A 17186-nucleotide genomic window follows, 5' to 3' on the forward strand; every position below is an offset into this window, starting at 1 on the left:
ATAAATCCATCCCATCTCATGAAGCCGCCAACGCGCGCACCTCCGCCCGCACCGACCCGATCCGCGGCCGATCCGCGATACTGCTCAGCCACCGTGCCGGCGTCGCGCGCCCGTCCACCCGGAAATAGCGGATCTGCGCCAGAACGTCCAAGGCCGCCTGCGGTAACACCTCCGGCACCGCAATCCCGTTGAGCAGCGCCCAGATCCCCGCCCACGCCCGCGCCAGCCCGAACGGATTATACCCGCCCCCGCCCTGCACCACGAAACGCGGTGCCAGCCCCCGCAACGCCCCCACCGCCCGCCACAGCCCGAAATTGCTCAGCCGCAGCTTCGACATCGGATCATCCGCCAGCGCGTCCGACCCCGGCACCACCAAAATCCCCTGGGGCCGATGCGCCGCCACCGCCGGCAAAATCGCCTCCTGCATCAGAAAATCCATCTCGACATCGTTCAGCCCCGCCGGCACCGGAAAATTCAACACCCCCCGCCCCGGATCGGACACCACCCCGGTATGCGGCCACCGCCCCGCCTCATGCACGCTGATCGTCAACACCCTTGGATCATCCACGAACGCCGCCTCGACCCCATCGCCATGATGCGCATCCAGATCGACATAAACCAGCCGCTCCAACCCCTGATCCAGCCACGCGAACAACCCCAGCGCCGGATCGTTGACATAGCAGAACCCGCTCGCCCGCGCCCGCATCGCATGATGATTGCCCGACCCCGGCACATGCACCACCCCGCGCGCCCGGGTCAGTTCCGCCGCCAGCAGCGCACCCCCCGCCGACACCGCCGACCGCCGCCAGATGCTCGGATGCATCGGATTGCCATCCAGCCCGATCCGGTACCGCGCCTGCGCCTCGGTCTCCGGCAGAAACCCGCTCGCAATCCGCGTCGACATCAGCGCCTCGATGTAATCCGCATCGTGATACCGCCCGATCTCCGCCGCACTGGCCTCCGGCGCCGCGCGATACTGCGCATCCCCGAGCCACCCCATCGCCCGCGCCAGATCCTCCGCATAAGGCGATCGCACCACCGCAAGCGGATGCGGCGGCATGCTCACCCGCGCGCGATACACCTCCGAGCCAATGAACACCGTCCCATCCATCCCCGAACCCTACACACCGAAACCATTGATTGCTATGACTTGGCGATGATGGACGACATGACCATAACCCCCACCGAACCCGTCACCGCCGCCCCGCCCGCGCAAACCCTGCCGCGCCGCACCTTCGCGATCATCTCCCACCCCGATGCCGGCAAAACCACCCTGACCGAAAAACTCCTCCTGTTCGGCGGTGCCATCCACGAGGCCGGCATGGTCAAGGCCCGCCGCGAACGCCGCAACACCCGCTCGGACTGGATGGCGATCGAACGCCAGCGCGGCATCTCGGTCACCTCCTCGGTCATGACCTTCACCTGGCACGATGTCGTCTTCAACCTGCTCGACACGCCGGGCCATCAGGATTTCTCCGAAGACACCTACCGCACCCTCACCGCAGTCGATGCCGCCGTCATGGTGATCGACGCTGCCCGCGGCATCGAGGCCCAGACCCTCAAACTCTTCGAAGTCTGCCGCCTGCGCGACATCCCGATCATCACCTTCATCAATAAAATCGACCGCGAAGGCCAGGACCCCTTCACCTTGCTCGACGAGATCGCAAGCACCCTCGCGCTCGACGTCTGCCCGATGGTCTGGCCGATCGGCATGGGCGGCCTGTTTCGCGGCTGCTGGGACATCGCCCACAACCACCCGATCGGCCGCGTCTCCCCCGAAGGCGAGGTCTTCGCCCCCGTCACCGTCCCGCCCGAACAGATGGCCGAAGTCAGGGACGCCATCGAACTCACCGGCGCCTACCCCGCCTTCGACGAAGCCGCCTTCCGCGCCGGCCACCTCACCCCCGTCCTGTTCGGCAGCGCCCTGAAAGACTACGGCGTGGTCGAACTCCTCGCCATGCTCGCCCAATTCGCCCCACCCCCCACCACCCAGCGCGCCGAACCCCACCCGGTCGCCGCAACCGACCCCGCCGTCACCGGCTTCGTCTTCAAGGTCCAGGCCAACATGGACCCCAACCACCGCGATCGCATCGCCTTCACCCGCATCTGCTCGGGGCGTTTCCAGCGCGGCATGAAACTCTTCCACGTCCGCGCCGGCAAATCCATGGCGATCCAGGCCCCGATCTTCTTCTTCGCGCGCGACCGCTCCCTCGCCGAGGAAGCCTGGCCCGGCGACATCATCGGCATCCCCAACCACGGCAGCCTGCGCGTCGGCGACACGCTCACCGAAGGCGAACCCCTCCGCTTCACCGGCATCCCCAGCTTCGCCCCCGAAATCCTCCGCCGCATCATCCTCGCCGATCCCATGCGCGCGAAACAGCTCCGCCGCGCCCTCGAAGACCTCGCCGAGGAAGGTGTCGCCCAGATCTTCCGCCCCATGCTCGGCGCGGACTGGATCGTCGGCGTCGTCGGCGCCCTCCAGCTCGACGTCCTCGCCGCCCGCATCGACACCGAATACAAAATCCCGATCCGCTTCGAAGCCTCCCCCTACACCACCGCCCGCTGGATCACCTGCCCCGACCCCAAACGCCTGAAAGACTTCATCGACGCCAACCAATCCACCATGGGCCTCGACCGCGACGACAGCCCCGTCTTCCTCGCCCGCGACCCCTGGTCCCTCCGCTACGCCCAGGAACGCGCCCCCGAAATCCATTTCTCCGCAACCCACGAAACCTCCGTGGCCTGAAGTGCAGTAAACAGAAAGCAAGCGGTTCTTTTTTGCAAAAAAGAACCAAAAAACGCCCTCGAACGATCCTTGCCTTTTCTACGCTGTTAGCGTAGTCTATCCGCAATGGAGTTCGAATGGGACGAAGCAAAACACGCCCAGACCCTCCACAACCGCGGCCTCGGCTTCGACGACGGTGCCCGGATCTTCGCCGGACCCATCATCGTCTGGCCGGACACACGGCGTGACTACGGCGAACCCCGGTTCCGCGCGGTCGGCCGGACCGCCCAGGATATCCTCCACGTCGCCTTCACCTACCGGGGCGACACCATCCGAATCATCTCGGTGCGCCGGGCAAGCCGCAAGGAAATCGCAACATGGCTCTCAAACGCATGACCCTCGATGAAATCACCGCAACCCCGTCACAACGCAACCGCGCCAAACTCGACGCCACCACCGAAGCCGATATCCGCGCCCACACCATCGAAGACGGGCACGACCCCGATGCTGGCATCCCCGAACCCCCGATCTCGCCCCAATTCATCCGCCATCGGCTCGGTCTCTCCCAGGAAGCCTTCGCCGCCCGCCTGCACATCCCCGTCGCCACCCTGCGCAACTGGGAACAGCACCGCGTCGCGATGGACCCCGCCACAATCTCCCTCTTGCGCATCGTCGCCCACGACCCCGCTCTGGCCTTCCGCGCGCTGGAGCCAATCGGCTGATCGCGTGACGCACAGAAAGCAAGCGGTTCTTTTTTTCAAAAAAGAACCAAAAAACTCTTGCAAAACCGGCCCCGAACGCCCCTAACATCCCCCATGGCCGGCGAAAAACCCGCAGCACGCGCAACCGACATGCACACCTGCCCCGATGTCACCGGCATCATCCCCCATGTCGGCGGCCCGATCATCGCAGGCTCCCCCAACGTCCTCATCGGTGGCCTCCCCGCCGCCCGCATGGGCGACCCCGTCACCTGCGTCGGCCCACCCGACACCATCCTGCTCGGCTCCCCCACCGTCCTGATCAACGGCATGATGGCCGCCCGCATGGGCGACCCCACCGCCCACGGCGGCGTCATCGTCGGCGGCCTGCCCACCGTCCTCATCGGCTCCTGACACCCCGCCCCATGACCACGACCATCGGCCTCCTCACCTTCCCCCGAGTCCAGCAACTCGACCTCACCGGCCCCTACGAAGTCTTCGCCAGCCTGCCGGACACCCAACTCCACCTGATCTGGAAAACCCTCACCCCCATAACCTCCGCCACCGGCCTCATCCTCACCCCCACCACAACACTCGCCGAGTGCCCGCCTCTCGACATCATCTGCATCCCCGGCGGCATCGGAATCAACGCCCTCCTGACCGACCAGACCATCCTCGATTTCGTGCGAACCCAGGCCAAAACCGCCCGCTACATCACCTCGGTCTGCACCGGCGCCCTCCTCCTCGGCGCCGCCGGCCTGCTCACCGGCAAACGCGCCACCACCCACTGGTCCGCCATGGAATTCCTCCCCGCCTTCGGCGCCATCCCCACCCACGCCCGCGTCGTCCGCGACGGCAACCTCATCACCGGCGGCGGCGTCACCGCCGGCATCGACTTCGCCCTGACCCTCGCCGCCGAACTCACCGACCAGCAAACCGCCGAATCCATCCAACTAACCCTCGAATACGCCCCCGCCCCACCCTTCATGGCCGGAACCCCCGAAACCGCCCCACCCGAAACCCTCCAAACCGCCCGCACCCGCAGCGCAGCCAGCCGCGCAGAACGCGAAGCAATCATCAAGCAAATAACGGCTGAACCGGCCTCAAAAGCCTGAAAGGTCCAAGACAAGCCGTTCTTTTTTGCAAAAAAGAACCAAAAAACTCTGATAAATCAGTTTCGTACCTCGGTCCCGTCATTGCGAGCTGTCGCGGAGCAATCCAGTCCCGCTCCAAAGCCCGGATCGCCGCGCCGACGAGCGGTTCCCTCTTCCCGCGCCAAAATCCTTGCGAACGACCATTGGCATATCGTTAGCCCCCGCCCTACTGACATGACCGGATATACGGCGCCTGGATTCTTTGGAGAGGCGACCGGCCGTTTACGGAGTGCGACTTGACCGGACGACGCTCGGCGTCAAAACTCAATAAGGGAGAGCATATATGGATTGGCGACGGACTAGGCAGGCTGGCATACTTATGGTGCTGGCAATTTGTGTCGGATGTTCCGCACGGGCAAATACCTCCGGTGCAAAGCTGGGTAACGCCGAAATCCTTCCCGCGCAGGTAAAAAATTGGGTGGCCGTGACGGATTTTGCCCGCCAGTACCCCGGAAACAATCTGACCATAAGCAACGACGCAATAATTTTCTCGGTCGCAGGCACATTCAAAGTAACATTCGTTAGTTCATACGGAACCGGGAAGCTGTTCCGTATTGTCAGCTCGATTGTTCCTCATGGAAAATCAGATAACCTAACTTGTCAATCAAGAGTCTCATATCTCGCCATAATGTCGGGGAAAATCAAAATTATCGATGAACCGACGCTGACATTTATTGCATTTTACGGACAAAAAATACCGCGATGGAAAAACCGAGATTCGCCTACGTCATATGACGATTGTGGGGAATTCAGTTACGGCGCTCCGTTGAAGAATCGCCGGAACCCCCGAAAGCGCCCCTCCTGAAGCCCCCCAAACCGCCCGCACCCGCAGCGCAGCCAGCCGCGCGGAACGCGAAGCAATCATCAACCAGATAACGGCTGAACCGGCCTCAAAAGCCTGAAAGGCCCAAGACAAGCCGTTCTTTTTTGCAAAAAAGAACCAAAAAACTCTGATAAATCGGGCCTCTGCCTTGGCTACATCCTCGCGAGACCTCGCAAAGCAATCCGGTCCCGCCGCAACGTCGCGCACCCGACCCCCGGCGCGCCATCTCAGACCCCACGCCTCTAAGCCCGGTCTAGAAGCTCCAGAAATGCCAATCTCTCGTCAGGGGTCGACACGCGAAATCTCTCCCATTCCGAGCCGAGCCGGATATCCGCGAATAATCCGGCCCGGTCCTCATGGAAATGAAGGAACGCCTTTCCGCCCCTATAGAATACACCCGGGCTAGGCTCCTTCAGGCCTCGCGACTGGATCGCGGTGATCACCTCTCGCAAGTCATCGAGCGCCGCCGGGCCTGCATGTTTCATAGTCTTCCGTCCTCAAGGCAAAGACAGGCCGCCTGGTGAATGACATACGGCTTGAATGTCGTGACCGTCAGGGTTCTCCATGCGGTATGAAGAACGTAATACTCTATCGCATCGCCCCAACCCGCCTCAAAACACTCCGCCGATAAGCCGCCCGGGCCACAATCCCCATTACGATCGTCGCTCCGAACGCCACACCGAACAGATCAGTTCCTGGCGCCCGTGTTCGCACAGCTATTACCAAGGCAATTGCGGAAACGAACGGATCAACCACCATCAGCACCCGAAACACCATCACCGCTGCCGCGCCATAAGACCCCATCCATATCGCCCAGCCGGTCAGCGGCGTCGCGAAAACCCAAAAAATCAGCGTTCCTTGCGGAAATACCGTATTGTGATCAGCCAGCGCCAATAGGGCGATAACAACGGACAACGACTCAAGATACACCGCCACCGTCGCGATGAACGTCGCTTTATCACGTCTCAGGGACCGCCATTCGGGCGAACCACGTCGTGCCGTCGAATTCTGTTGCTGGGTCACTGGTTCAATCTCTATAGGGGCGATGATCTTGTTCCACAGGATATTGCTCAAACCCGCACGTAATTGAAATCACTGAAACCGAAGAGTTCTTATGGTATCGAAAACAGTTAAGGGCTTGAGCATGATGCTGGCAATTGCAGTCTGCGCCAGATGCCCTGCTCACGCCGATCCCGTCACAAAAATACCGCTTGGTCGACCAGTTTACCCACCTCAAGTGACGGACTGGCAACCTTTAGCCAACTTTGCAAGACAATACATAGGGAATAAACTCTCAATCAAGAAAAATACGATCGACTTTTCCGCAGCTGGACGTTTTTATGTCCAGTACGCTGGTAGGTATCATGATGGTAGATTATACAAAGTAATAGAAGCGCATGTTCCGCACGGACAATCAAATGGTTTGATATGCCGATCAAAATTAACTTACTTAGCAATAAACCCAGGAGAAATAAAAATCATAAAAGATAAAACTTTAACATTTGTTGCGTTTAGTGGAACAGCTAAACCGGTTTGGCATTCCAAAAACTCCGATGTTTCCAGTTTTAACTGCGGACAATTCACTTACGGTGCCCCCCTTAAACATTAGGAGCGCCGACTATGCTGATATGGGTATGTGGAATGTTGCCAGCGGGGACTTTGAAAAGGGTAACTGATGATCTTCGACAAGTAGCATTTAATTTTTAGACTAAACCTTCGAAAATATTCAAAGTGAGGGATCAAGTGAACGTACAGCTAAATCAAAAAAAGTCACCTGCGCCGTATCAGCCAAGTAGAATGCAAATGATGGTACGGATCATAATCGATATTTACATCATGATGGCTTCGTTCACAGTTATCATGATCGCTTTTCGTATCCATCCTAATGAGTTTGCTATTAGTTTAGTTGAGGTGTTTTATTTAATCTTACTAATTTCTGTAAAAATTTTAGCAGTGAAGTCTGGACATTTTAGAATATATATCAACTCTTCTATTTATATTTTAATTATCGTGTTTATGCTGTATGCTATTAGATTAGAATTTATATTAAATCAATCTCCGGTGATGAACTACTATATAGACATAGCGGGTACTCTATGTATCATTTTGTGTCTAGTCAAGATATCGATATTTTACGCACTAAGAAAAAAAGAGGTTTAGAGTTACTGTTGCAATTATCCTGAAACCCTGAATCTATGGCTGATCATGAATCGGAGGTGATCTCGCGACGCCTCTCATTCCTGTATCGTACCGACGGTTTCGTTGAAAACTGACCGTTGATCGAGCTTCTGGGCGATCTCAACTAACATCCCCCTTGCCCACCCCCCACCACCCCGGCCTATAACTCCCGCGTGAGCAAGATCACGCCCGACCTGACCGAAGCCCATGTCCGATGCCTCAGCGCATTGGTCGCCCTGATCGGCAACCTCATGCTCGCCATCTGCGACGCCGCCGATCTCCCATCCCCCCTGCGTCGCCTGATCGAAACCCACATCGCAACCGTCACATCCGAACTCGCGGCCCTGATCGCCGCCCATCAAGCCACAACCACCCCCCACGCCCCGCGCGACCCCGCATCCGCGCCCATCCGGCAGCAACCACCCGACCTTCAACCACCCCGCCAACCCATCGCGCCCGCCCGCGCGACCACCCCCGCGACCGCACCCATCCCGCGCGATCGCCGCCCCCCACCCCGAACGCGCCAGAAACCCCACCCCGTCCGCCCCGCTTTCGCACGCCTATAATGTTACGTTAGCGAAACGAAAAAACGGTCCCACCGCCCGAATCGCCCTCAAACCCCTCGCCCCGGCAGACGAACGCCGGTCACACGTGAAGCGCCAGAAACAGCATGAGGGCGGCAATGCCGAGGGGAATGAAAATCAGCGGCAGAATCGAGCCGTTCTTCTCCTCGGTCTGCGGCGGCAACTTATCCGGATCGGTCATCGGTATGCCCTCTGGTTGGCGTCTCGCGCGCGGCGTCGCGCAAGGGTAAAGCGCCGCAATGCTCGTGCAGAATGGTCTCGGCCTTGGTAAACCCCATCAGGCTGAACTGATCGGTGATGCGCTGGTCATGCGGGCCGGGCACCGTGGCATACACCATCGCCCCCTTGCGGAAATCCGCGATGATCCGCCAATGCCGGCGGGCAAAAGCATACCCGTCCCGCGCGAAAAAATCCGGGTGCTGCAAATTGACACTCACCAGCACCGGCCCGTCCCGATGATAGAACGCCCGCAGCGCAATCTCCGGCGGATGATCCGGATAATCCGACACGACGAGAATATCCCGATGCGCCTGCGTGGTTTTCGGGCCGCCATCGGGCAGGGCATAGGTGAAAGCATAACAAACCCGGTGCGCACCCTGCCCGATCCGCGCCACGATCCAGCGATTCGACGAGCCGAGAAAATGCGGCGTGGGCGCGGCAACAGCGCTGCCGGTCAGCATCACGATCAGGGCAAAACTCGTGGCGGGAACACGCATGACCACCATATCGCGCCCGATGCCGGTTTTCGGAAACCAAGCCTCTGTGAGATCACGCGATTGCGTCCGGCGATGCCGTCCGGCAGTGCCTCAGCGCCGGGCGGGGCGGATGATCTGGTCGGCTTCCAGCGCCGCGATCTCGGCCTCGCTATAACCGTGCCCGGTCAGGATTTCCGCCTGATGCTGGGCAAATCGCGGCGGCGCACTGCGCGGCCCGCCCGGCGTGCGGGAAAACTTGATCGGCGTGCCGAGGGTTCGGACCCCATCGAGGTCCGCGACCATCGCGCGATGCCGCGCATGGGCCGAATTCAGCGCGGCATCGACCGGCTGAACCGCACCCGCCGGAACCCCCGCCTCGATCAGCCGGATCGCGAGTTCCGCGCCATCATGCCCAACAAGCGCGTCCGTTAGCGCCGCCTTCATAGCGCCCCGATGGGCGAGCCGGTCGGCATTGGTCGCGAAATCCGGGTGGGCCGCAATATCCGGCCGGTCGAGCAGGGCGCAGAGCTTGCGAAACTGCCCGTCATTGCCACCCGCGATAAAAATGTCGCAGGTCGCGGTCGGAAAGGTCTCGTAGGGCGCGATATTGGGGTGGGCATTGCCGGTCGCCGCAGGCCGCCTGCCCGACAGCAGATAATTGGCGGCGGCGGGGTGAAGCAACGCAAGGGCGGTGTCATGCAGCGTCATGTCGATGAACTGGCCCCGCCCGGAGCGCGTCCGTTCGTGAACCGCCATCATGATCCCGAGCGCGGCATAAAGCCCGGTGCCAAGATCCACAATCGGCGTCCCCATGCGCACCGGTCCGCCGCCGGGCAAGCCATTGATGGTCATCAGCCCGGTCATCGCCTGAACCACCGCATCATAGCCCGGCAGCCCGCCGAGCGGCCCATCCGCACCGAAGCCGGAAATCCGGCAATGGATCAGCCGGGGAAACCGCGCACTCAGCGCCTCGAAGCCGATCCCCCATTTCTCCAGGCTGCCCGGTTTGAAATTCTCGACCAGCGCATCCGCCCCGTCGAGCAGCCGCAGCAGAACCGCCCGGCCTTCCGGACGGGCAAGGTCGAGGGTCATCGCCCGCTTGTTGCGATTGGCGCCCAGAAAATAGCTCGCATCGCTGGTGCCGTCCTCGCGGGTCAGGAATGGCGGCCCCCAGTCGCGCACCTCATCGCCCTGCGGCGGTTCCACCTTGATGACATCGGCCCCATGATCGGCAAGGATCATGGTGCAGTAGGGGCCACCGAGGACGCGGGTGAGATCGATGATTTTCAGGCCGTCGAGGGCGCGTGGCGACATGGCGGGTTTCCTGGCCGCGATGGACGAGCGGCGCAAGGTCCGCTCTACTGGGATGCGTTTGGATCGACAAGGAGTGTGGGGATATGGATCTGGGATTGCGGGGAAAGCGGGCGATCGTATGTGCCGCGAGCAAAGGGCTGGGCCGCGCCAGCGCCCTCGCTTTGGCGCGCGAAGGGGTCGAACTCACCATCACCGCGCGGGGCGAGGCGGCGCTCGCCGAAACCGCGGCGATGATCGCGGCGGCGACCGGGGTAAAGGTATCGATCGCGGTGGGCGACATCACCACCGAGGCGGGACGATCCGCAGCGCTCGGCCTCTGCCCCGATCCCGATATCCTGATCACCAACGCGGGCGGCCCGCCGGCGGGAGATTTCCGCAATTTCTCCGATGCCGACTGGCAGGCGGCCCTGCAGGCCAACATGCTGACCCCGATCGCCCTGATCCGTGCGACGATCGATGGCATGATCGCGCGGAAATTCGGGCGGATCGTCAACATCACCTCGGCGGCGGTCAAAACCCCGATCCCGATGCTGGGACTGTCGAACGGAGCCCGTGCCGGATTGACCGGCTTCGTCGCGGGCCTCGCGCGGCAGGTCGCGAAGCACAACGTCACGATCAACAACATCCTGCCCGGCCCGTTCCTGACCGATCGCCTGCGCGACAACGCCGCCACCGCGGCCAGGGCGGCGGGGCGGAGTGCGGATGAGGAAATCGCGCTCCGGGCGAAAGCGAACCCGACCGGCCGGGTCGGCACCCCGGAGGAATTCGGCGATGCCTGCGCCTTTCTCTGCGCGGCGCAATCGGGGTTCATCGTCGGGCAGAACCTCCTGCTCGATGGCGGTGCCTCCAACGCCGCCTTCGGCTGATCGATGACATTTCCGATATCGGACCATTACGACGGCACCCATTTCTTCAACCCCGAAGGCGCGCGCCGCAAGGTCCGCCGGTTTTCCGTCCTGCGCTGGGCGACCCGGCGCGAGGGACGGGCGAAATGGCCGGATCGGGTCGAAAACACCGCCTATCCGCCCCCCGCGGGGGATGTGGCCGAAGGAACGCTCGCGCTCACCTTCATCGGTCATTCGAGTTTCCTGCTCCGGCTGGCGGGGCTGACCCTGCTGACCGATCCGATATTTTCCGAGCGCTGCTCGCCGGTGCCCTTCGCCGGGCCGAAACGGGTGCGGCCACCGGGCCAGCCCCTCGCGGCCCTGCCGAAACCGGATGCGATCCTGCTGTCGCATAATCATTACGATCACTGCGATATCCCGAGCCTGCGAGCCCTGCGGGCGCGGTTCGGGCCGATCCCGGTCTTCGCACCGCTGGGCAATCGGGCGTTTCTCGAAGGCAAAGGGCTGGGCCCGGTCACCGAGCTGGACTGGTGGCAGGCGGCAGCGTTCCGTGACGCACGGATCACCCTGACACCCGCACGGCATTTCGCGGCGCGCAGCCTGCGCGACCGCAACCTCACCCTGTGGGGTGGGTTCGTGGTCGATCATCGCGGCGCGAAACTCTATGTCGCAGGCGATACCGGCTATACTGGCTATTTCCGCGCGATCCGCGAGCGGCTGGGCGCGCCGGATTTCGGCCTGCTCCCGATCGGCGCCTACGAGCCGCGCTGGTTCATGGGCAATGTCCACATGAACCCCGCAGATGCGGTGCGCGCCTTCGACGAACTCGGGCTGCGCCAGGCGGTCGGCAAACATTTCGGCACGTTCCAACTGACCGACGAGGCGATCGACGCGCCCTTGCACGATCTCGCGGCGGCGCGGATCGCGGCGGGGATCGAGCCGGCCCGCTTCACCACGCTGGATTTCGGCGAAACCCGGGTATTCGACCTCAGGCGAGATTGAGCGCGGCGGCGCAGTCGAGCAACGCCAGATCGCTGCCGGGTGCCGCGATCAACGACAGTCCCACCGGCGCGCCATCGACCTTCGCGACCGGAATGGTGAGCTCCGGCAGTCCCGCGAACGCGGTGATGATACCGGCGCGCAAGGTGCGGGTGCGAATGGTATCGAGTGCCGGCTGATCCTCGGTGCGCAGCGGGGCAGGGCAGGGCGAGGTCGGCATCACCAGGATCGCCCCGCCGCCGAGCACCGCGTGCATCCGGGCGGTGAAGGCGCGGCGAAGGATCAGCCCGGCTTCGGCGGCTTCGGCGGTGGCCGGTTTCACTCCGGCGAACCGGGCGGCGATCAACGGGTCCCGGCTCGGGTGAAGCTCGATGAAGCCGCCCAGCGTGGTCCAGGTTTCCCGGTCGCGCACCGCGCGCTGGGCGGCGAGCAGGCGATCGAGACCTTCGGGAACCGGATCGATCTCCCCCGGCGGCCCCAGCCGGTCGAGCGCCGGTTGCAGGGCGGCGATAACTGCCGGATCGGCGTTCGCGAAGGCCGGGGCAATCTTGAGGAAAATGCCCGGCAGCGAACGCGCGGGGGGCAGGAGGCAGGCACCGACCCGGCGCATGGTGTCGGCATCGCGGGCGAACCAGCCGGGAACATCGAAGCTTGGTGACAAGGCAGCGGCCCCGGCGAGGCTGATGATGCCGTGGGTCGGGCGCAACCCGTAAAGCCCGCAATAGCTTGCGGGGATCCGGACCGACCCCCCGGTATCCGACCCGATGCCGACATCGGCCCGGTGGCCCGCGACCATGGCGACCGAGCCGGAGGACGATCCACCGGGCAGGCGGTCGGGTGCCGCGGGGTTGATCGGGGTGCCGTAATGGAGGTTGCGGCCTTCGAGGCCGAAGGCGAGTTCGACCGTGGTAGTCTTGCCGGTGATCCGCGCCCCGGCATCGAGCAGGCGCTGGACGATCCAGGCATGGGCGAGGGCAGGGCCGGTGCGCGCCGCCCAGTCCGGACTGCCGAAGGCGGTGACCTCGCCCGCGATATCGAACAGGTCCTTGACCACGACATCGAGCCCGGCAAGCGGACCCGACGGGTTTCCCGCAAGGTCGAGCGATTTGATCATGCCATGATCGGGGTGTTCGGCGCGGCTCATGTTCAAAGGTCCAGGCTGGGTTGGAGCGGCGTGCTGCTGGTGGTCTGCACCGCGACATCGCCATCGTGAAAGCGGATCGTCATGCGCCGCGCGGCACGGGCGGCGGCGGCACCCGTGAGGGCATTGCCCTCCTGATCGATCGCCAATGCAAATCCGCGCGCGAGGACGGCGTTGTAGGACAGGGTTTCGAGCCGGCCGGCCAGCGCATCGAGCCGCAACCGGTGTTCGCGCAGGCTGCCCCTGAGCGGGGTGGCGAGCCGGTGGGAGAGCAGGTCGAGATCGTGGCGCTTGCGGGCGATCAGCTCGCGTGGATGGAGCAGGCGGCCCGCGAGCCTGTCGAACCCGGCGCGGCGGTTGCTGACGAGGTTGGGCAGAGCGAGGGCGAGGCGTTCGGCCCGGTCGTCGAGGCGCTGGCGGGCGGTGCCGAGCAGGGCAGGGAGGTCCGGCAGGGAACCCGCGGCACGGTCGAGCCGGAGGCGGATGGTCTGGGTGAGGCGGAGCAGCGCGCCGCTAAGCCGCGCCCCGGACTGGGCGAGGTCGGCAGCGAGGGCGATGCGGTCGGGCACCGCAAGCTCGGCTGCCGCCGTGGGCGTCGGGGCACGACGGTCGGACACGAAATCGATCAGCGTGGTGTCGGTCTCGTGGCCGACCGCCGAAATCAGCGGGATCGGGCTTGCGGCGGCGGCGCGCACCACCGCCTCGTCGTTGAACGCCATCAGATCTTCGAGCGACCCGCCGCCGCGCGCGATGATCAGCACATCGGGCCGGGGGACCGGGCCGCCGGGGCGCAGGGCGCCGAATGCCGCGATGGCGGCGGCGATCTGACCGGCGGCGGCCTCGCCCTGGACCGCGACCGGCCAGAGAATGATATGGCTCGGGAACCGCCGGGCGATGGTGGTTTTGATGTCCTGGATCACCGCTCCCTGCGGCGAGCTGACCACGCCGATGATCCGCGGCAGCATCGGCAGCTTGCGCTTGCGGGCGGCTTCGAACAGGCCCTCGGCGAGCAGGCGCTGGCGCAAAGCCTCGATCCGCGCGAGCAGCGCGCCTTCCCCGGCATAGTCGAGCCGTTCGATGATCAGCTGATATTCCGAGCGTTCGGGATAGGAGGTGATGCGACCGGTGGCGATCACCTCGACGCCGTTTTCCGGTTTCATCCCGAGGCGTGCGGCGTTGCCCTTCCAGATGATCGCGCGGATTTTCGCCCCTTCATCCTTCAGCGCCATATAGGTGTGGCCCGAGGGGTAGAGCTTCATTTCGGTGATCTCGCCACGCACCCGCACCCGCCCGAACGCGGTCTCCAGCGTGCGTTTCACCGCCCCGGCGATTTCGGAGACGGTGAGTTCCGGCAGATTTCCGGCGGCTTGGGGCAGGGTTTCGCTCATGGCGGCGGACTATGCTAAGCGCGCGCCGGTTAGACAAGCGGGGGATAGCATGCGGGTTCTGATCATCGGTGGCGGCGGGCGGGAACATGCGCTGGCCTGGAAGATTGCGCAGAGCCCGTTGCTCGCGCGGCTGTTCGTCGCCCCCGGCAATCCGGGGACCGCTGCGCTCGGCGAAAACGTCGCGATCGCGGTGGACGATATCGCGGCCTTGGTCGCGTTCGCAGTCGCACAGCGGATCGACCTGGTCATCCCCGGGCCGGAATTGCCGCTGGCGCTGGGGATTGCCGATGCGCTGGCGGCGGCGGGGATTGCCTGTTGCGGGCCGAGCCGGGCGGCGGCACAGCTCGAATCATCGAAGGCGTTCACCAAACGGATTTGCGACGAGGCGGGAATTCCCACCGCCGCCTGGGCCGAATTCACCGATGCGGCGGCGGCACGCGCCTATCTCGCGGACCATCCTGCGCCGATCGTGATCAAGGCGGATGGGTTGGCGGCGGGCAAGGGGGTGGTGGTCGCGGCGAGCGATGCCGAGGCTGACGCGGCGGTGAGCGCGATGCTGGAGGATCAGGTTCATGGCGCATCCGGCGCGCGGATCGTGATCGAGGCGTGCATGACCGGCCCGGAGATGTCGTTCTTCGCGATCTGCGACGGCGGCACCGCCTTGTTCTGCGGCACGGCGATGGATCACAAGCGGGTCGGCGAGGGCGATACCGGCCCGAATACCGGCGGCATGGGCGCGATCGCGCCGCACCCGGCGGCAACGGACCCGGTGATCGAGACGGTGATGGCAACCATCATCCGCCCGGCACTGGCGGCGATGGTCGCGCGCGGCACGCCGTTCCGTGGCTTTCTGTTCGCCGGGCTGATGCTGACCGGTCAGGGGCCGAAGCTGATCGAGTTCAACGCGCGATTCGGCGATCCGGAATGCGAGGCGCTGATGCCGCTTCTGGCGAGCGATATTCTGCCGGTTCTGCACGATACCGCGCGCGGCGCGCTGGATGGCGGGGCGAAAGTGGCATGGCATGAGGGCGCTGCGGCGGCGGTGATCATGGCGGCGCGGGGATATCCCGGCGGGTATGAAACCGGCGGTCTGATCGATCTGGCGGGCGCGGATGAGGTACCGGACACCGAAATATTCCATGCCGGAACGCGGCTTCAGGATGGCGTGCTGCGCAGCGCCGGCGGGCGGGTGCTCGCTGTTACCGCCACCGGCCCAACGCTGGATGAGGCGCTCGGGCGGGCTTATCGAGCCATCGACCGGATCGGATTCCCGACAGGATTCTGCCGCCGTGACATCGGTAGTCGGGCGCTGGAGGCACCAGCCCCGTCCGGGGTGTGAGAGGCAGCGAACCGATCAGCTGGCGAGAAGATCCTGCATATCGGTCGCGTGGTCTTCTTCATCCTGCAGGATGGTTGTGAGCATCGCGGTCGTCAACGGATCGCTCGACCCGAAATAGTGAATAAGATCGGTGTAATATTCGACGACCGATTGTTCGGCGACTAGGTTCTGCGCCACCAGACGATCGAAATCGCCGCTGTAATCGGCGCCGAACCGGCTTTCGAGGCCCTTCGGCTGGAAATCGGGCATACCGCCCAATTCGGTGATCCGCTCCGCGACCATGCGGGTATGTTTGCGCTCGTCGTTCGCCTGTTCTTGGAACTCAAACCCGACCTGTTGGTCGCGCAACCCCCGCGCTGACACCGACATCATGGTGTAGCGCCAGACGCAGAGGATTTCGATAGTGAGCGCCGCCTGCAACAGAGCGATGGTCGCCTGTGGTCGGGCCGAGGCGATCGCATCGGGCTCCAGATACGCCTGCGCGTGAGAGCGCATCGCGGCGACATCCCGGAGAAACAGATTATCTTGTCCCGTCATCGAGCCGGCCATGGCGAAATCTTCCAAATGAACCGGGATATGGTCCCGGTCGGCTCAACATAGCGCATTTCCCGCAATAATCAACGATGATCCCCGCTTGAGCGCCGCCGTGCCCCGGGCTACACGCAGATCAGCCGACGCGCCGGATGGGTGACCGAGCGGTTTAAGGTAGCGGTCTTGAAAACCGCCGAACGTGAAAGCGTTCCGTGGGTTCGAATCCCACCCCATCCGCCACCCATTTCCAAAAGTTCCAGCATATAGGCCATAGGTTCTATTTCCGGCATGTATCGTGGATACGTGTATCGGGATACAACGCGGGGCCGCATGTACGTGGATAGAGGTGGACGCTAGCCCGATTATCACGGATAGGTGTTCAGCATACCGTTACGATATGATGCTGGATAGTTCGTGGGATACTCCTGCATCGTGATCGGTATCTATAAAAAGACGCTGATATATCCTATAATAAATATAATATGACAGTAGTACTGTCCTATATTCATTTTGTTTTTACGTGCGCGCGTGAGAGAGATGGCCCATGCTGGAAAGTGGATTTGAGAAGGTGATCCCCTGCTATTCCTGCTATTCCAGCTATTCTGGGAGCGGACAGGGCCTCGAAAACACGGATATCGATGGGTTGCTACCTGCTATTCCTGCTATTCCTGCTATTTTCGGGGTCTGGTAGCGTCATCCGCTCACGGAAATGCGAGATAAACGGGGGTTGTGCTTTTGCTGGTCGAGGTCCGGCAGGGTGCGGTCGAGGCGC

18 protein-coding genes and 1 tRNA gene are annotated in these 17186 nt (G+C 63.1%); 12 read left to right on the top strand and 7 right to left on the bottom strand.

Annotation, left to right across the window (positions count from 1 at the left end):
* Positions 1-16: 16 nt before the first annotated feature.
* Positions 17-1099: an arginase family protein gene (locus tag SIL87_RS06765; RefSeq protein WP_319613422.1), complete on the bottom strand. Its 1083-nt coding sequence runs from the start codon at positions 1097-1099 to the stop codon at positions 17-19.
* Between the two features lie 69 nt (positions 1100-1168).
* Here SIL87_RS06765 and SIL87_RS06770 point away from each other — a divergent pair, with 69 nt between their 5' ends.
* The 6 genes from SIL87_RS06770 (at position 1169) to SIL87_RS06795 (ending at position 5382) form a co-directional block, all read left to right on the top strand.
* Positions 1169-2746: a peptide chain release factor 3 gene (locus SIL87_RS06770; RefSeq protein WP_319613423.1), complete on the top strand. Its 1578-nt coding sequence runs from the start codon at positions 1169-1171 to the stop codon at positions 2744-2746.
* 105 nt (positions 2747-2851) lie between these two features.
* Positions 2852-3121: a BrnT family toxin gene (locus tag SIL87_RS06775; protein ID WP_319613424.1), complete on the top strand. Its 270-nt coding sequence runs from the start codon at positions 2852-2854 to the stop codon at positions 3119-3121.
* A complete protein-coding gene (locus tag SIL87_RS06780; protein ID WP_319613425.1) occupies positions 3103-3447 on the top strand; it encodes a helix-turn-helix domain-containing protein in 345 nt (114 codons plus the stop codon). Before SIL87_RS06775 ends, SIL87_RS06780 begins: the two co-directional genes overlap by 19 nt.
* Positions 3448-3540: 93 nt before the next feature.
* Positions 3541-3837, top strand: coding sequence for a PAAR domain-containing protein (locus tag SIL87_RS06785; RefSeq protein ID WP_319613426.1), 297 nt, complete (start codon positions 3541-3543; stop codon positions 3835-3837).
* A gap of 11 nt (positions 3838-3848) precedes the next feature.
* On the top strand, positions 3849-4538 hold the full coding sequence (locus SIL87_RS06790) for a DJ-1/PfpI family protein (RefSeq protein WP_319613427.1): 690 nt from the start codon (positions 3849-3851) through the stop codon (positions 4536-4538).
* Between the two features lie 322 nt (positions 4539-4860).
* Positions 4861-5382: a hypothetical protein gene (locus SIL87_RS06795; RefSeq protein WP_319613428.1), complete on the top strand. Its 522-nt coding sequence runs from the start codon at positions 4861-4863 to the stop codon at positions 5380-5382.
* 606 nt (positions 5383-5988) lie between these two features.
* Here the strand turns inward: SIL87_RS06795 and SIL87_RS06800 are convergent.
* Positions 5989-6474 carry a hypothetical protein gene (locus SIL87_RS06800; RefSeq protein WP_319613429.1) on the bottom strand — a complete coding sequence of 162 codons (486 nt, stop codon included), beginning with the start codon at positions 6472-6474 and terminating at the stop codon, positions 5989-5991.
* A gap of 70 nt (positions 6475-6544) precedes the next feature.
* Here SIL87_RS06800 and SIL87_RS06805 point away from each other — a divergent pair, with 70 nt between their 5' ends.
* Together SIL87_RS06805 and SIL87_RS06810 are read left to right on the top strand one after the other, a co-directional pair.
* Positions 6545-7009: a hypothetical protein gene (locus SIL87_RS06805; RefSeq protein ID WP_319613430.1), complete on the top strand. Its 465-nt coding sequence runs from the start codon at positions 6545-6547 to the stop codon at positions 7007-7009.
* A 742-nt stretch (positions 7010-7751) separates the two neighbouring features.
* The gene (locus SIL87_RS06810; RefSeq protein ID WP_319613431.1) at positions 7752-8144 is read left to right on the top strand and encodes a hypothetical protein; all 393 of its coding nucleotides are present in this window, start codon (positions 7752-7754) and stop codon (positions 8142-8144) included.
* A gap of 182 nt (positions 8145-8326) precedes the next feature.
* Here SIL87_RS06810 and SIL87_RS06815 read toward each other — a convergent pair whose 3' ends face one another.
* On the bottom strand, positions 8327-8878 hold the full coding sequence (locus SIL87_RS06815) for a hypothetical protein (protein WP_319613432.1): 552 nt from the start codon (positions 8876-8878) through the stop codon (positions 8327-8329).
* Between the two features lie 90 nt (positions 8879-8968).
* On the bottom strand, positions 8969-10171 hold the full coding sequence (locus tag SIL87_RS06820; protein WP_319613433.1) for a CaiB/BaiF CoA transferase family protein: 1203 nt from the start codon (positions 10169-10171) through the stop codon (positions 8969-8971).
* A gap of 83 nt (positions 10172-10254) precedes the next feature.
* On the opposite strand from SIL87_RS06820, the gene SIL87_RS06825 reads away from it, so the two are divergent.
* Both SIL87_RS06825 and SIL87_RS06830 read left to right on the top strand, forming a co-directional pair.
* A complete protein-coding gene (locus tag SIL87_RS06825) occupies positions 10255-11037 on the top strand; it encodes an SDR family oxidoreductase (protein WP_319613434.1) in 783 nt (260 codons plus the stop codon).
* A gap of 3 nt (positions 11038-11040) precedes the next feature.
* Positions 11041-12018, top strand: a complete 978-nt coding sequence (locus SIL87_RS06830; RefSeq protein ID WP_319613435.1) for an MBL fold metallo-hydrolase — start codon at positions 11041-11043, stop codon at positions 12016-12018.
* On the opposite strand, the gene SIL87_RS06835 is transcribed toward SIL87_RS06830, so the two are convergent.
* Both SIL87_RS06835 and xseA read right to left on the bottom strand, forming a co-directional pair.
* Positions 12005-13159, bottom strand: coding sequence for an amidase (locus SIL87_RS06835; RefSeq protein WP_319613436.1), 1155 nt, complete (start codon positions 13157-13159; stop codon positions 12005-12007). The two genes, SIL87_RS06830 and SIL87_RS06835, sit on opposite strands and share 14 nt — an antisense overlap.
* Positions 13160-13161: 2 nt before the next feature.
* Positions 13162-14544 carry an exodeoxyribonuclease VII large subunit gene (gene xseA / locus SIL87_RS06840; protein ID WP_319613437.1) on the bottom strand — a complete coding sequence of 461 codons (1383 nt, stop codon included), beginning with the start codon at positions 14542-14544 and terminating at the stop codon, positions 13162-13164.
* Between the two features lie 49 nt (positions 14545-14593).
* Here xseA and purD point away from each other — a divergent pair, with 49 nt between their 5' ends.
* Positions 14594-15883 carry a phosphoribosylamine--glycine ligase gene (gene purD, locus SIL87_RS06845; protein ID WP_319613438.1) on the top strand — a complete coding sequence of 430 codons (1290 nt, stop codon included), beginning with the start codon at positions 14594-14596 and terminating at the stop codon, positions 15881-15883.
* Positions 15884-15898: 15 nt separating this feature from the next.
* Here purD and SIL87_RS06850 read toward each other — a convergent pair whose 3' ends face one another.
* Positions 15899-16432 (bottom strand): ferritin-like domain-containing protein, encoded by a 534-nt coding sequence (locus SIL87_RS06850; protein ID WP_319613439.1) that lies wholly within the window; start codon positions 16430-16432, stop codon positions 15899-15901.
* Between the two features lie 132 nt (positions 16433-16564).
* Between SIL87_RS06850 and SIL87_RS06855 the strand changes: the two genes are divergently transcribed.
* Positions 16565-16654 (top strand) — tRNA-Ser (locus SIL87_RS06855).
* Positions 16655-17186: the final 532 nt, after the last annotated feature.

This window comes from Acidiphilium acidophilum, assembly GCF_033842475.1.
GTDB classification, from domain to species: Bacteria; Pseudomonadota; Alphaproteobacteria; order Acetobacterales; family Acetobacteraceae; genus Acidiphilium; species Acidiphilium acidophilum.